Origin of the sequence: Sulfuricystis multivorans, assembly GCF_003966565.1 — a bacterium.
Lineage (GTDB): Bacteria > Pseudomonadota > Gammaproteobacteria > Burkholderiales > Rhodocyclaceae > Sulfuricystis > Sulfuricystis multivorans.
The window spans coordinates 797,032-812,659 of the sequence record NZ_AP018718.1 but is presented as its reverse complement, the minus strand read 5'-3'; the positions used below and the strand labels follow the sequence as shown (position 1 = coordinate 812,659).

Here is a 15,628-nt window from a genome sequence, read left to right as displayed (position 1 = left end):
CCGTTGAAGGCGTCGTTGCCGCCGCAGACATGAGTAACGGCGTCGTTACTGCCACCTTTGGCCGTCATTACGAAGTCACGCTCCCCGACGGCCGCATCGTCATCGGCATTCCGCGCGGCAAGAAAAGCATCTATGCCTGCGGCGACCGCGTCAGCCTAGGCCAACTGCTCGGCAACGAGGCGCCGATCCTCGCCCATGAGCCGAGAACCTCCTTGCTCTATCGCAGCGATCAATGGAAGCAGAAACTGATCGCCGCCAATGCCAGCCAAATCGTTCTGGTCGTCGCGACGGAGCCGAGCTTTGCGCCTGAACTGATCTCCCGCGCGCTCGTCGCCTGCGCGCATGAAAAGCTGCGCTGCGTGATCGTCCTCAACAAATGCGACCTCACCGCCGGGCTTTCCAAGGCGCGCGCCGAACTCGAACCCTTCGCCCGGCTCGGTCTGCCGATCGTCGAACTCTCCGCCCGTCTCGACGCTTCCCCCCTGAAACCCTGGCTGGCCGGGCAGGTGTCGGTGCTGGTCGGCCAAAGCGGCATGGGCAAATCGACGCTCGTCAATGCGCTGATTCCCGAAGCCGCTGCCGCGACGCGCGAAATCTCCACCGCACTCGATTCCGGCAAGCACACCACCACCCATACCCGTCTTTATTTCCTGCCCGAAGGCGATGGCGCGCTGATCGATTCGCCCGGTCTGCAAGCCTTTGGGCTCGCCCATCTAGAGCGCGGCGAGATCGAGCTGGGCTTCGTCGAGTTCTTGCCGTATCTCGAACAGTGCCGTTTCCGCGATTGCCGTCATGAAAACGAACCCGATTGCGCAATCCGCGCCGCGGTTACCGCTGGCTGGATCGACCCACGGCGGCTTACGCACTTTCTCGCCATCGCGCGCGAAAACGAAGCCGCCCGCGCATTCTGATTACCTGCCCGGCGCCATCACGTCACCCCCCAGCCGCGCATCGTGCGTGCCCGGCAATGGTGCTTCCTGGAGCTGCGGATTCCAGAAAAAGATCACGAAGACGATCGCAATGATGAGTGCGATGTTGAGCAGGATCAGAAAGAGCCGCATCTAATGCCCCGCCTCGAACCTGAAAGGCACCGCAATCCGCTTGCCGTCGGTTTCAACCAGCACGGTCGCCTGCCACAACATCCGGCCGGTCACACACACCGGCAGCGTCGCCTGTCCGAGGTGGCGTTGCGCCGTGATCGCCCGCAGCGTCGGCCGGTTGTACCCCATGCTCATCTCCACCCCGGCGAAATCGACCTTCACCCGCTCGGCATCGAGCCCTTCGAGCGCTACCTCGACCTCGAGTGGCCTCGCCACCGGAATCGGCCGCGGTGAAAGCGAGAAGCTGAGGCGTCCGCCGCCGGGCAGACGGGCGGTGCACGGCGTCCTATGCAGATCGCAGCCGACATCGGGCTGGACGAACAGATCCGCCTTCGGCAGCAATAGCGGCGAGAGCTTGTATCCGATCGCCCCGATCAGGATCAGGGCGAGAATCATCGCAGAATCGACGAGGAGGGATTTGCAGGGCGGCATCGGCCCCAAAGGTATCACGCCGGGCGGAAAAAGAATGCATGATCACTTGATTCCGATCAAGGTAAGGCCTTTTGCCCGCGCATAGATTGTGCGGCAAATTGTCGCAGCGGCGCTTTGTCGCACCCTGCCGCTGCGCATTTGGGTGTCGTCGATCAATCTGACATGGGAGTCCAAGCATGAAAAAACTCACCCAGCGAACCGTGCCGCTGTTACTGGCCGCCGGCATGGGTCTCGCAGCGGCGACCGCCTGGTCCGCCGAGACGCTGCAAGACGTGATGAAGCGGCGGGGATTGAGCCAGCAGGATTTGCTGGCGGCGGCGAAGACCTATGTGCCGACGGGGGGGCGGGACGAATTCGTGGTGTTCAGTTCTGGGGGGCAGTCGGGCCAGATCATCGTCTATGGCATCCCCTCGATGCGCATCCTCAAATACATCGCGGTGTTCACCCCCGAGCCCTGGCAGGGCTATGGCTATGACGAGGAGTCAAAGGCGGTATTGGCCGGTGGTCGCATCGATGGCAAGGACATCACCTGGGGCGACACCCACCACCCGGCGATCTCCGAGACCAACGGCGAGACCGATGGCCAGTTCCTGTTCATCAACGACAAGGCCAACCCGCGCATCGCGGTGATCGACCTGCGCGATTTCGAGACCAAGCAGATCGTCGTCAACCCGGTCTTCAAGTCCGAGCACGGCGGCGCCTTCGTCACCCCGAACACCGACTACGTCTTCGAAGCCTCGCAATACGCCGCGCCGCTCGAACCGCGCAAGTTCTATCCGCTCGAAGAGTTCAACGAGAAATACCGCGGCGGCATGACCTACTGGAAGTTCGACCGCAAGGAAGGCCGCATCAAGCCGGAGGAATCCTTCTCCGTCGAGCTGCCGCCCTATTCGCAGGACTTGTCGGATGCCGGCAAGGGCCCGTCGGATGGCTGGAGCTTCACCAACTCGTTCTGCTCCGAGCGCTATGTGGGCGGCATCGAGAAGGGCCGTCCGCCTTATGAAGCCGGCTGCTCCGCGAAGGACACCGACTACCTGCACGTGATCAACTGGAAGCGCGCCGCCGAACTGGTCAAGGCCGGCAAGGCGAAGAAGATCAACGGCCACAACGTGCTGCCGATCGACGTCGCCGTCAAGGAAGGCATCCTGTTCCTGATTCCCGAGCCGAAGAGCCCGCACGGCGTCGATGTCACCCCGGACGGCACCAAGATCATCGTCGCCGGCAAGCTCGATACGCACGTGTCCGTCTATTCCTTCGAGAAGATCATGGCCGCCATCAAGGCCGGCAAGTTCGAGTCCAAGGACCCCTACGGCATCCCGGTGCTGTCCATGAAGGACACGCTGCACACCCAGGTCTCGCTGGGCTTAGGCCCGCTGCACACGCAGTATGACTCCAAGCCCTGCGTGGCCTACACCTCGCTGTATGTCGATTCGCAGGTCGCGAAGTGGGACTTCTGCGAAGGCAAGGTGCTCGACAAGATCTCCGTCCATTACAACATCGGCCACCTGATGACGATGGAAGGCGATACGGCGAAGCCGAAGGGCCACTATCTGGTCGCACTGAACAAGCTGGCGATCGACCGCTTCGTGCCGGTGGGCCCGCTGCATCCGCAGAACCACCAGCTGATCGATATCTCCAACGACAAGATGCAGCTGCTCTACGACATGCCGTTGCCGCTGGGCGAACCCCACTACGCGGTGGCCATCGACGCCAAGAAGCTCAAGCCGGCGATCCGCTACAAGCTCGGCACCAACAGCCGCACCGACAATCCGCATCCGGGCGCCGTCAGGGCCGGTGAGGAAAAGACCGTCAGAAAGGGCAACAAGGTCGAGGTGTTCGGTACCCTGATCCGCTCGCACATCACGCCGGAAACCATCGAGACGGAAGTCGGCGACGAAGTGACGATCCACCTGACCAACCTCGAACGCGCCGAGGACGAAACCCACGGCTTCACGATCTCGACCTACAACGTCCATGCCTCGGTCGAGCCCGGCAAGACCGTCACGGTCAAGTTCAAGGCCGACAAGGAAGGCGTCTATCCCTACTACTGCACGGAGTTCTGCTCGGCGCTGCACCTCGAAATGCAGGGTTACCTCTTGGTCAAGCCGAAGGGCTGGAAGCCGTCCAAGACCACCCTCGCCGCCCAGGCTTATACGGAAGCCGACTATAAGGCCCAGTTGAAGAAGATCGCCGACACCCAGGCCGTCATCGACTCCGTCGTCGCCTTCATCACCTCGGTCAATTACAAGGACTTCCCGGATGCCGTCGCGATGGTCGAGGATGCCACCGACCAGCTCAACAAGATCCCCGATGCCAAGAAGAAACACGAGGAAGCCGCCGCCAAGAAGGATTGGGAACAGGCCACCCTCTGGGCCGAACAGGTCTGGCAATACCAGGTCAAGGCCGCCGACCTCGGCCTCAGAGCCAAAACCTATCTCGAACAAAAAGGCGCCAAAAAGGTCAAGTAAAGAGAAGCGATCCGAGGTCAATCAAAGGGGCGGGCAACCGCCCCTCTTTTTTTTGATCAGAGGAAAATAGCGTTTCATGCAGGACAGCAAACCGATTGCCGAGACTCCCACGGCGACCCGCGCCAACCCGTTGTCGCTGGTCACACACCCGCTCGCCTTCATCCTGACCGGCATCGTCTGGACCCTGCTGGTGCTGTTTTCGCTATGGACGCAGCGCGAACAGCTGAACCATACCGCCCAGGAGCTGGCGCGCATCGATGCGATCGCCAATTTGAAGAAGGACATGGCGATTCGCAAATGGGCTTCGGAAGTCGGCGGCGTATTCATCCGGGAAAACCGCGCGCCCAGCGTCGACCGCTTGAGCGAACAAGAGCGTCTGCTGGCGCTGCATTCGACGGGTGAAATGGACAAGCTGATTTCGCTGACCCCGATTCACATCCTGATGGGCATCCAGGAAGTCAGCAACAAGCTCTACGGCAGCAAGGAACGCCTGACCTCGCTGCAGCTCGCCAACCGCGACAATGCGCCAGACGAATGGGAAGCCGAGGCACTGAGGACCCTGCAAAGCGGCACACAAATCGTCGCCGAGGCGATGCCGAAGAAAAAAGGCCACGGCCTGATGCGCGTGATGATCCCGATGCGCATGGACGAGGAATGCCTCGAATGCCACCGCGACACGCTCGTCCCGGTCGGCGGGTTGCGCGGCGGCGCCGTAGTGTCGATCGACCTCAATGCCTACTGGAACGCGCAGGAGCCGACCTGGCGCACGATCCAGTATTGGCACATCGGCATCTGGCTGGCCGGCATCACGACGCTGTTCGCCTACTGGATCTTCCTGCGCCGGCGCGCCGCGGAACATGTCGCACTGGAGATGGAACGGCGCGCCAATGAAGATATATTGAAGAAGCACAAGGAGCGGCTGGAAGCTTCCGAAGCGCGCCTGCGCGAGCTGGCCGCGTTTTTGCAGACCGTGCGCGAGGAAGAGCGCACGCGCATCGCCCGCGAGCTCCACGATGAGCTGGGCCAGGCCCTCACCGCCTTGCGTTTCGATCTCGGCTGGCTGCGCAACAAGTGCAGCGCCTCGAATTTGGGCAGCCCGGCGGCGGAACGCGTCGGCAAGGCGTTGTCCGTCGTCGAGCAGAGCATCGTCTCGCTACGGCGAATTTCGGAAGACCTGCGGCCGGCGATGCTCGACAGCCTGGGGCTGGCCGCCGCGATCGAGCACCATGTCGCGCAATTTACCGAGCGCACCGGTATTCCTTGCCGGCTGCGGATGAACCGCGAAGAGTTCGATCTGCCGGGCGAGATCGCCACCGCCGTGTTCCGCATCGTCCAGGAAGCGCTGACCAACGTCGCCCGCCATGCCCAAGCCCATACCGTGACCGTTGTCATCGAGCAAAACGATAGGGGGATCCGGCTGACTGTCGAAGATGACGGACGCGGCTGCGAGAACTTGCAAGGCGGCGACGGCAAGAAGCATTTCGGCGTGATCGGCATGCGCGAACGCGCCGCGATCCTGGGCGGTCATCTCGACATCGAAAGTCAACCGGGCAAAGGCACGCGCATCGACGGCTGGCTGCCCATCCCCGAGGAGTCCCTTTCATGATCAAGGTCCTGATCGCCGACGACCACGCGATCCTGCGCGCCGGTCTGAAACAGATTCTTTCCGAAACCCCCGACATCGTCGTCGGCGGCGAAGCCGCCAATGGCCACGAAACACTCGCCAAGGCCCAGGCGGAGCCGTGGGACGTGCTGCTCTTGGACATGACGATGCCCGGCAGAAGCGGCATCGAGTTGATCAAGCAGCTCAAGCAGCTCGTTCCACGCCTGCCGATCCTGATCCTCAGCATGCACAAGGAGGACGTCTATGCGGTGCGAGCGCTCAAGGCCGGCGCCTCTGGTTATCTGTGCAAGGACAACGCCGAGGACCAGCTGGTCGCCGCATTGCGCAAGGTTGCCTCCGGCGGCCTCTACATCACGCCGACCGTCGCCGAGAAACTGGCACTCGACATGCTGCAGGGTGAAAAGACGGATGCGCCGCCCCACACCCGCCTCTCCGATCGCGAGTATCAGGTTTTCCAGGCCCTGGTGGCGGGCGAGAGCGTCTCCGAAATCGCCGAAAGATTGAATCTGAGCGTCAAGACGGTCAGCACCCACAAAGTGCATATCCTCGAAAAACTGCGCTGCGAGAACATCGCCGAGCTGGTGCGCTACGCAGTGCGACAGGGCTTGCTGCCGGAAGGCTGATCGTCATCGCTGCGATAGGAATTTTCCTACCCATCAAATCAGCCTGGGCCGATTCTGTTTCCCGAACGCGAAAACTAGTATGCTGTCAGTGCGACAAGTTGTCGCATGCGGCCGCATGCCGCATGGGGCGTTGAGCCGTGACATGTGCGTTTTTTTACCGGGAGGCAGATCATGAAGAGACTCAGCCAACGAGCCGTACCGTGGTTGCTGGCGGCAGGTTTTGGGATAGCGGCAGTGGGATCGGCGTTGGGTGCCGAGACGCTGCAAGACGTGATGAAGCGGCGGGGATTGAGCCAGCAGGATTTGCTGGCGGCGGCGAAGACCTATGTGCCGACGGGGGGGCGGGACGAATTCGTGGTGTTCAGTTCTGGGGGGCAGTCGGGCCAGATCATCGTCTATGGCATCCCCTCGATGCGCATCCTCAAATACATCGCGGTGTTCACCCCCGAGCCCTGGCAGGGCTATGGCTATGACGAGGAGTCAAAGGCGGTATTGGCCGGTGGTCGCATCGATGGCAAGGACATCACCTGGGGCGACACCCACCACCCGGCGATCTCCGAGACCAACGGCGAGACCGATGGCCAGTTCCTGTTCATCAACGACAAGGCCAACCCGCGCATCGCGGTGATCGACCTGCGCGATTTCGAGACCAAGCAGATCGTCGTCAACCCGGTCTTCAAGTCCGAGCACGGCGGCGCCTTCGTCACCCCGAACACCGACTACGTCTTCGAAGCCTCGCAATACGCCGCGCCGCTCGAACCGCGCAAGTTCTATCCGCTCGAAGAGTTCAACGAGAAATACCGCGGCGGCATGACCTACTGGAAGTTCGACCGCAAGGAAGGCCGCATCAAGCCGGAGGAATCCTTCTCCGTCGAGCTGCCGCCCTATTCGCAGGACTTGTCGGATGCCGGCAAGGGCCCGTCGGATGGCTGGAGCTTCACCAACTCGTTCTGCTCCGAGCGCTATGTGGGCGGCATCGAGAAGGGCCGTCCGCCTTATGAAGCCGGCTGCTCCGCGAAGGACACCGACTACCTGCACGTGATCAACTGGAAGCGCGCCGCCGAACTGGTCAAGGCCGGCAAGGCGAAGAAGATCAACGGCCACAACGTGCTGCCGATCGACGTCGCCGTCAAGGAAGGCATCCTGTTCCTGATTCCCGAGCCGAAGAGCCCGCACGGCGTCGATGTCACCCCGGACGGCACCAAGATCATCGTCGCCGGCAAGCTCGATACGCACGTGTCCGTCTATTCCTTCGAGAAGATCATGGCCGCCATCAAGGCCGGCAAGTTCGAGTCCAAGGACCCCTACGGCATCCCGGTGCTGTCCATGAAGGACACGCTGCACACCCAGGTCTCGCTGGGCTTAGGCCCGCTGCACACGCAGTATGACTCCAAGCCCTGCGTGGCCTACACCTCGCTGTATGTCGATTCGCAGGTCGCGAAGTGGGACTTCTGCGAAGGCAAGGTGCTCGACAAGATCTCCGTCCATTACAACATCGGCCACCTGATGACGATGGAAGGCGATACGGCGAAGCCGAAGGGCCACTATCTGGTCGCACTGAACAAGCTGGCGATCGACCGCTTCGTGCCGGTGGGCCCGCTGCATCCGCAGAACCACCAGCTGATCGATATCTCCAACGACAAGATGCAGCTGCTCTACGACATGCCGTTGCCGCTGGGCGAACCCCACTACGCGGTGGCCATCGACGCCAAGAAGCTCAAGCCGGCGATCCGCTACAAGCTCGGCACCAACAGCCGCACCGACAATCCGCATCCGGGCGCCGTCAGGGCCGGTGAGGAAAAGACCGTCAGAAAGGGCAACAAGGTCGAGGTGTTCGGTACCCTGATCCGCTCGCACATCACGCCGGAAACCATCGAGACGGAAGTCGGCGACGAAGTGACGATCCACCTGACCAACCTCGAACGCGCCGAGGACGAAACCCACGGCTTCACGATCTCGACCTACAACGTCCATGCCTCGGTCGAGCCCGGCAAGACCGTCACGGTCAAGTTCAAGGCCGACAAGGAAGGCGTCTATCCCTACTACTGCACGGAGTTCTGCTCGGCGCTGCACCTCGAAATGCAGGGTTACCTCTTGGTCAAGCCGAAGGGCTGGAAGCCGTCCAAGACCACCCTCGCCGCCCAGGCTTATACGGAAGCCGACTATAAGGCCCAGTTGAAGAAGATCGCCGACACCCAGGCCGTCATCGACTCCGTCGTCGCCTTCATCACCTCGGTCAATTACAAGGACTTCCCGGATGCCGTCGCGATGGTCGAGGATGCCACCGACCAGCTCAACAAGATCCCCGATGCCAAGAAGAAACACGAGGAAGCCGCCGCCAAGAAGGATTGGGAACAGGCCACCCTCTGGGCCGAACAGGTCTGGCAATACCAGGTCAAGGCCGCCGACCTCGGCCTCAGAGCCAAAACCTATCTCGAACAAAAAGGCGCCAAAAAGGTCAAGTAAAGGCGATTGTTGAGTAAATTGATCTAGTTCAAGGAAGTCACCGGGTGGATCGTTCAGAATGCGATCCACCCGGTCCAACCAAGGAAAGGAAACCCCGATGATGCTGAAAAGACTTCTCCCGATGGCCCTCGCGCTGAGCATTTCCACGCCCACCCTGGCCCTCGATGGCGCAGCCTTGTTCAAGGAAAGAACCTGCTTCACCTGTCACGGCAAGGATGCGAAGACGCCGATCATGCCCAACTATCCAAAGCTCGCCGGCCAGAATGCCGAATACGCACTGCAGCAGATGAAGGACATCAAGAGCGGCGCGCGCAACAACGGCCAGACTGCGGCGATGAAGGCCGTGATGCACCTCGTCAATGACGATGAGATGAAGGCGATCGCCGAGTATCTCTCCAAACTGAAGTAAATCGGAATCATCCGAGGCAAGAAATCAGAAGTAGCCAATGGAGCAGAGCATCGCATTCGGATACGCTGCTCACCCCGACAGCCGACAGGGGTTGGCGTCATTTCACAGAGAAAGGAAGCTCAGCATGAAGAAAGTCATCGTTCTGGCCATCGCGGCCGCCCTGCTCCCCGCCACCGCTACCCTCGCCCAAGTGCCCGCACAGAAAAAGCCCGGCATCGAAAGCAAGGATTACCAGTGGAACAAGATGGAAGGCAAGAAGGCCGAAGCCCTGAAACTCAAGGGTGACCCGAAGGAAGGCGAAGAGAGCTATGAAGTCTGCGGCGGCTGCCATCTGCCTTCCGGCGCCGGGCGCCCCGATGGAACCTTCCCGCAGCTCGCCGGCCAGCATGCCACGGTGTTGCTCAAGCAGATGGCCGACATCGTCGAAGGCTTGCGCGACAACCCGACGATGTATCCGTTCGCCAAAGAAGCGCTGAAGAATCCGCAGGAACTCGCCAACACGGCCGCCTACATCCAGACCCTGTGCGTTCCGACCGATCACGGCAAGTACGAAGGCAAGGACTATGATGCCCAGGTCGCCAAGGGCAAGGAGCTCTATCTGAAGGAATGCAAGAACTGCCACGGCGAGCATGGCGAGGGCAATGCCGAGAAGTTCTATCCGGTGATCGCCGGCCAACACTACAAGTATCTGCTGCGCCAAATGACCGCGATTCGCGACGGCAAGCGCCGCAACGCCAACCCGGACATGGTCAAGGTGATCACCAAATACACCGACGATCAGCTGGTGGCGATCTCCGCCTATCAGGCAAGCCTGATGATGCCGGGCAGGATGTGCGCGGACAAGCCCGCAGCCAAGGGCGGCAAGAAGAACTGAGCGCCGCATCTCGCCCTTGGGGGGAGGGCGAGCAGTTGCTTCCGGTATTCTGTAGGTATCCTGGCATCCCGTCCGCGGCCGCGGACGGGCCCCTCAATCGAAGAGAATGGACATGCAAGCAAACAACAGATTGATCGGCGGATTGACCCTGATCGCGCTGATCGCGATGATCGCCGCCTATTTCTCCCCGATCTGGTGGGTCTCGCTCACCGCGCCCAACTACCCCAAGGATGCCTTTCCGGACGGCATCCGCATCCACTTCCACTTCAACGGCGTCTTCAACGGCTGCAAGGCCGCCGGCAAGGGCAGCCGCTTGGCCGAGGAAGTGATCCAGTCCGACATTCAAGGCAACGAAGAGCGCTACAACCCGATCCTCGACCAGAAGAAGAAAGTTGATAGCGGTGCGCAGGGGCTGGACTGTGTGCATGAGATGAACACCATCAACCACTACGTCGGCATGTTTCCGATCGCCACCGGCGCACCGGTCGAAAAGCCTCTGGCGAAGTTCTTCTTCGGTTTCTTTGCGGTGATGCTGCTCGGTTTCATGTGCACCGACAAAAAGCGCCGTCTGGCGATCCTGACGGTTGGTTTCGTTGCCGTCGCTGCCTGGGCGATCGCCGATCAGTATCTGCTCGGTCATCTCGAGGCCCATGTCAAGGAATACATGGAAGAGACCGGAACTTTCTTCCGCGAGCCGGAGAAAATCCAGCAATGGGGCGACAACGTCCGGCGCATCACCGGCTACGTGATCGCCGGCATGATCGTGGCGATGTTGATCGTGATTGCGGGCATCTGGAAAGGGCCGCGCAAGTTCGAACTGCTGCTCGCGCTCGTGCCGGCCTTGCTGCCGCTCTACTTCGTGATCGAGTATTCGGCCTGGCTGTGGTTCTTCGGTCACCACCTGCACCCGTGGGGCGCGTTCACGGTCAAGCCTTTCATGCCGACCGTGTTCGGCGAAGGCAAGGTCGCGCAATTCTCGACCTATTCCTACCCTTACTGGGGTTACGGGCTGCTGCTGATCGTCTTCGTCTGTTTGATGCTCGCGCTTTTGATGCGGCGCAAGCAGCTCGACCAGCAGGCCGGGAGCTGAAATGATCGACTGGCGGAAGATCTTGTCGGGCCTGATGCTCGGCGGCTTTTCGCTGCTCGTCACCGCGCAAGGGGTGAGCGACAAAGTAGGTATCGGCGAAACCTCCGGGCGATTGGGCGAGACTGCGGATCTGTCGAACGCGCCGCGCGTCACGATCGACCGGCCCAAACCGACCTTTCCGCTCTACGAGCGCGACAAACGAATGCATGGCTATCCGCCCTTCCAGGCGCTCGTCGATGCCGCGCCGGCCGGCTCGGTGCTGAAAGTGCCACCGGGAAATTACGCCGGCCCGGTGGTCGTCAAAAAGCCTCTCACGATCGATGGCGGCGGCCAAGTGACGATCGATGCCGGCGACCGCGGCACGGTATTCTCGCTGGAGACCGATGGCGCCGTGCTGCGCGGCCTGCATCTGACCGGCTCCGGCGCCAACCACGACACCGATGATTCCTGCCTCGACGTGCGCGGCCACAACAACGTGATCGAAAATCTGCTGATCGACAACTGCCTGTTCGGCATCGACCTCAAGCAGTCGAGCAACAACATCGTGCGTGGCAACAGGATCTCCTCGAAACCCTTCGACCTGGGTATCCGCGGCGACGGCATCCGCCTTTGGTACAGCAACAACAACCTGATCGAAAACAACCTCGTCACCGATTCGCGCGACAACGTCGCCTGGTATTCGCATCGCAACATCTATCGCGGCAACGAAGGCCGACGCAGCCGTTATTCGATCCACTTCATGTTCGCCAACAACAATCTCGTCGAAGGCAACCGCTTCTACGACAATTCGGTCGGCATCTACTTCATGTACTGTGAGGGGAGCAGCGCGCGCCACAACATCCTCTCGCACGCCACCGGCGCGGCCGGCATGGCGATCGGTTTCAAGGAGGCCTCGGACATTTCCATCGAGAACAACGAGATCATCTACAGCGCGGTCGGCGTCGGTTCGGACCTGTCGCCGTTCCAGCCGAATACGACGGTCCGCTTCAAGGGCAACCGCTTCGCCTACAACGGCATCGCGGTACAGCTGACCAGCGAGCTGGGCGGCAATCTGCTCGACGACAACATCTTCGAAGGCAACCTGACCGACATTTACCAAGCCGGCCGCGGCCAGGGCGACAAGAACCAGTGGCATGGCAACTACTTCGATACCTATCAGGGCTTCGACAAGGATGGCGACGGTTTCGGCGACACACCGCACGAAGAGTATGCCTATGCCGACCAGATCTGGATGGAGACACCACCCGCGCGCTTCTTCAAGACCTCGCCGGTGCTCGAGCTGCTCGATTTCCTCGAACGGCTGGCGCCGATCACCGCTCCCGAACTGCAGGCGCGTGACCCGAAACCGCGCATGCACAAGCCCGTGAGGAATGCAGGATGAGCGAAAACGACACGCCCAAAGTCGGCGCTGACGAGACGGCATCCCCGCCCGTCCAAGGGGCGGCCGGCACCAAACCACCACTGTCGAAAGAGCGACGGCTGCAGGCGCGGCGTCGCGCGCTGCGCACCTTCCTGCTCGGCGCCGGCGTATTCGGCGCGGCGCTCTCCGGTTATCTGCCCGTCGCCTATGCGCAGAAGAAACGCTTGCGGCCGCCCGGTGCGCTGGACGAAAAGGATTTTCTCGCCAGCTGCATCAAGTGCGGGCAGTGCGTGCAGGTCTGCCCGGTGCAGGCCATCAAACTCGCCGACCTCTCCGATGGCTTTGGCGTCGGCGTACCGCACATCGACGCGCGCGATCAAGCCTGTGATTTCTCCTGTGATGCGGTGCAGTGCATCCTTGCCTGTCCGACTGGGGCGCTCACCTACAAGAAGCCCGCCTACATGAGCGTGCGCCCTGGCGCGAAACTGGCCAACAAACCGATTCTGCTCGCCAAGGAACACGATCCGGAGCCGACCTTGAATCTGACCGAGCGTATCGGCGTGGCGCGGCTGACCCGCCCCGAATCCTGCCTGGCGATGCAGGGCAAGAGCTTCAAGGGCCAGGCACGCGGCCCGGACTTCAAGGGCAAGCTGCGCTACATGAGCGTCGATCGCTGGAAGCCGATCAAGGTCGCCGATCATCCCTACGACGTCGAGCTGTGCGACTTGTGCGTGCAGGCCTGTCCGATCAAGGGGGCAATCACTCTGGAAACGGTGATCACGGCGGACGGCCGACAGCGCAAGACACCCGTCGTGCATGAGCCCTGCGTCGGCTGCGGTGTCTGCGAGATGATCTGCCCGACCGAGCCGGCGAGCATCGAAGTCCTGCCGGGCGAAGGTTGGAGAGGTGAATCATGAGTGCCGCATTGAAACGCCGTTTCGTCGAACAGATCAAGGTGATGTTCGGCGCCGAACCGCAAAAACCAGCGCTGATCGAAGAGCGCGCCCTGAAGGTGCATCAGCTCAAACGCATGACCAACAAGGCGGAACTCGCCGCCGCGAAGGAGGCACACCGCGCGCGCGAAAAGAATCACAAGTGGCGCAACTGGCGCTGGGCGACGCTGATCTTCGTCAATCTGCTGTTCGTCGTCTCCTACCACTTCGACATCCAGCTGCTCGAAGGCGCGCTCACCGCCTCGCGCTTCGCCGGCTTCCACCTGATCGACCTCAATTCAGCCTTGCAGGTGATGCTCGCCCACAAGCACATCATCACCAATCTGTTGATCGGCACCGGCACGGTGCTGGTGCTATGGATCCTGCTCGGCGGGCGCACTTTCTGCTCCTGGGTCTGCCCCTATCACTTCCTCGCCGAATGGGCCGAGAAGCTCCATCTCTTCTTGGTGCAGAAGAAGATCGTCACCGACACGCCGATCGACCGGCGCTGGCGCACCGTCTCCTGGGTCATCTTCGCTCTACTCGCGCTGGTGACCGGCTACACGGTCTATGAGGCGATCTCGCCGACTGGCATCGTCTCGCGGGCGCTGATCTACAGCAGCGGCATCCTGGCGATGCTCTGGGTTCTCGCCCTCCTCGTCTTCGAGGTGTTCTTCATGCGCCGCGCCTGGTGCCGCTACGCCTGCCCGATCGGGCTCACTTATGGCGTAGTCGGCATCATCTCGCCGCTGCGCGTCAAATACACGCTCCAAGGCTGTTTCCACGAGGGCGACTGCCGCAAGGTCTGTCTCGTGCCGCACGTGCTCGACACGGTGATCAAGGGCCGCGCGGTCGACACCGAGGTGCCGATCGGCCCGGACTGCACGCGCTGCGGTCTGTGCGTCGACACCTGTCCGACCGGTTCGCTCAAGTTCGACATCAAGGGGCTAGCGAAGCTGATGTAGACTCGTCGCTCACGGATTCGCAACACAGGAACCCCGCCATGAAGCTGAACATGATTTACTGGAAAAACGATCGCTTCTGGGTCGGCAAGCTCGTCGATCATCCGGAAATCATGACCCAAGGCGAGACTCTCGAAGAGCTCGAGGAAAACATCAAGGATGCCTATTGCTTGATGCTGATGGACGACGTGCCGCAGGACTACCAGGTCAAGGAAGTCGCCCTCACCCTATGAAGCGACAGGAGTTGCTGAAAAGACTCACTGAAGCAGGCTGTATCTTCGTTCGCCACGGCGCGCGCCACGACCTTTATCGCAATCCCGTGACCGACCGACAACAGCCGACCCCGACATAACGAAATCGACGAGCAGCTCGCCCGCCACATTCTCAAGATTCTCACCGCGCCCCGATGATCCGCTGCGAAAACCTCACCAAATCCTTCCGTCGCGCGCGCGTGCTCGATGGCATCGACCTCGACATCGCGTTGGGCGAGCGCATCGCGCTGATCGGCTCGAATGGCGCCGGCAAGACCACCTTGATCCGCTGTCTGCTCGGCGAATACGTGCATGACGGCAAGGTGACCATCGACGGTCACAGCCCCCGCCAAGAGCGCGCCAAGGTGCTCGGCAAGATCGGCTTCGTGCCGCAGCTGCCGCCACCCTTGAAGATGCCGGTTGCTCAGCTGATCGATTTTTCCGCCGCGCTCTCGGGCGCCGATCCCGGCCAGATCGATGCGATCTCCGATCGACTGGGTCTGCCGGTCGATACGATCCGCACCCGGCCGTTCAATCGCCTCTCCGGCGGCATGAAGCAAAAGCTTTTGATTGCGATCGCGCTCGGCCGCAATGCCAAGCTCCTGATCATGGACGAGCCGGCCGCGAACCTCGACCCGGCGGCGCGCAAGATCTTCTTCGAGCTTTTGGCCGAACGCCAGCACGATGCGACGATGCTGATCTCCAGCCACCGCATCGACGAGGTCGCCGCGCTGGTCAATCGCGTCATCGAAATGGACATGGGCAAGATCGTGCTCGACGACCGCGTCGCCGACGACGTCTCGCTCTCCGGCGTGTTCGCCTGCCGGCTCGTCGTGCGCCGCGTCGATGCGGCATTCGCGAAGACGCTGGCGGGCTGGAAATTCACTGCCGATGCTTCCGGCCTCGTCTGGAGCGGCGAAGTGGCCGGGCCGGACCGGCTGCGTTTCTTGGGCACGCTCTCGCGTTATGTCGCACTGCTCGCGGATCTCACCATGTCCGAAAAAGTCGGCGCTGACCAGACGGCACGATAGGAGGTC

The 15,628-nt window shown here is 61.5% G+C and carries 15 protein-coding genes; 13 read left to right on the top strand and 2 right to left on the bottom strand.

All coding sequences use genetic code 11. The features are described 5' to 3' along the window. The first annotated feature begins 29 nt into the window (after positions 1–29). Entirely contained in the window at positions 30–911 is an 882-nt protein-coding gene (gene rsgA / locus EL335_RS04035) for a ribosome small subunit-dependent GTPase A (protein WP_126444361.1), read from the top strand. Here rsgA and EL335_RS14285 read toward each other — a convergent pair whose 3' ends face one another. Together EL335_RS14285 and EL335_RS04030 are read right to left on the bottom strand one after the other, a co-directional pair. Next, positions 912–1,061 carry a hypothetical protein gene (locus EL335_RS14285; protein ID WP_172600025.1) on the bottom strand — a complete coding sequence of 50 codons (150 nt, stop codon included), beginning with the start codon at positions 1,059–1,061 and terminating at the stop codon, positions 912–914. It abuts the gene before it with no gap. Then, complete coding sequence (locus EL335_RS04030) at positions 1,062–1,496, bottom strand: hypothetical protein (protein ID WP_126444360.1); 435 nt, start codon at positions 1,494–1,496, stop codon at positions 1,062–1,064. A 212-nt stretch (positions 1,497–1,708) separates the two neighbouring features. Between EL335_RS04030 and nosZ (EL335_RS04025) the strand changes: the two genes are divergently transcribed. The 12 genes from nosZ (EL335_RS04025) to EL335_RS03965 all read left to right on the top strand — a co-directional run bounded on the left by nosZ (EL335_RS04025) (position 1,709) and on the right by EL335_RS03965 (position 15,622). After that, entirely contained in the window at positions 1,709–4,000 is a 2,292-nt protein-coding gene (gene nosZ, locus EL335_RS04025; protein WP_126444359.1) for a Sec-dependent nitrous-oxide reductase, read from the top strand. Positions 4,001–4,076: 76 nt separating this feature from the next. Beyond that, the gene (locus EL335_RS04020) at positions 4,077–5,606 is read left to right on the top strand and encodes a histidine kinase (protein WP_126444358.1); all 1,530 of its coding nucleotides are present in this window, start codon (positions 4,077–4,079) and stop codon (positions 5,604–5,606) included. Beyond that, positions 5,603–6,247: a response regulator gene (locus tag EL335_RS04015; RefSeq protein WP_126444357.1), complete on the top strand. Its 645-nt coding sequence runs from the start codon at positions 5,603–5,605 to the stop codon at positions 6,245–6,247. The genes EL335_RS04020 and EL335_RS04015 overlap by 4 nt, the downstream gene beginning before the upstream one ends. Before the next feature lie 171 nt (positions 6,248–6,418). Beyond that, complete coding sequence (gene nosZ / locus EL335_RS04010; RefSeq protein ID WP_126444356.1) at positions 6,419–8,713, top strand: Sec-dependent nitrous-oxide reductase; 2,295 nt, start codon at positions 6,419–6,421, stop codon at positions 8,711–8,713. Between the two features lie 97 nt (positions 8,714–8,810). Continuing rightward, positions 8,811–9,122 carry a c-type cytochrome gene (locus tag EL335_RS04005; protein WP_284155442.1) on the top strand — a complete coding sequence of 104 codons (312 nt, stop codon included), beginning with the start codon at positions 8,811–8,813 and terminating at the stop codon, positions 9,120–9,122. Between the two features lie 124 nt (positions 9,123–9,246). Further along, complete coding sequence (locus EL335_RS04000) at positions 9,247–9,996, top strand: c-type cytochrome (protein ID WP_126444355.1); 750 nt, start codon at positions 9,247–9,249, stop codon at positions 9,994–9,996. A gap of 112 nt (positions 9,997–10,108) precedes the next feature. After that, a complete protein-coding gene (locus EL335_RS03995; RefSeq protein WP_284155441.1) occupies positions 10,109–11,086 on the top strand; it encodes a hypothetical protein in 978 nt (325 codons plus the stop codon). 1 nt (position 11,087) lies between these two features. After that, complete coding sequence (nosD, locus tag EL335_RS03990) at positions 11,088–12,467, top strand: nitrous oxide reductase family maturation protein NosD (protein WP_284155440.1); 1,380 nt, start codon at positions 11,088–11,090, stop codon at positions 12,465–12,467. Beyond that, the gene (locus tag EL335_RS03985; RefSeq protein WP_126444353.1) at positions 12,464–13,363 is read left to right on the top strand and encodes a 4Fe-4S dicluster domain-containing protein; all 900 of its coding nucleotides are present in this window, start codon (positions 12,464–12,466) and stop codon (positions 13,361–13,363) included. Before nosD ends, EL335_RS03985 begins: the two co-directional genes overlap by 4 nt. Next, positions 13,360–14,343, top strand: coding sequence for a NapH/MauN family ferredoxin-type protein (locus EL335_RS03980; RefSeq protein ID WP_126444352.1), 984 nt, complete (start codon positions 13,360–13,362; stop codon positions 14,341–14,343). The genes EL335_RS03985 and EL335_RS03980 overlap by 4 nt, the downstream gene beginning before the upstream one ends. Positions 14,344–14,381: 38 nt before the next feature. Next, positions 14,382–14,573: a type II toxin-antitoxin system HicB family antitoxin gene (locus EL335_RS03975; protein WP_126444351.1), complete on the top strand. Its 192-nt coding sequence runs from the start codon at positions 14,382–14,384 to the stop codon at positions 14,571–14,573. 173 nt (positions 14,574–14,746) lie between these two features. Then, positions 14,747–15,622: an ABC transporter ATP-binding protein gene (locus EL335_RS03965; RefSeq protein WP_126444350.1), complete on the top strand. Its 876-nt coding sequence runs from the start codon at positions 14,747–14,749 to the stop codon at positions 15,620–15,622. Positions 15,623–15,628 lie beyond the last annotated feature (6 nt).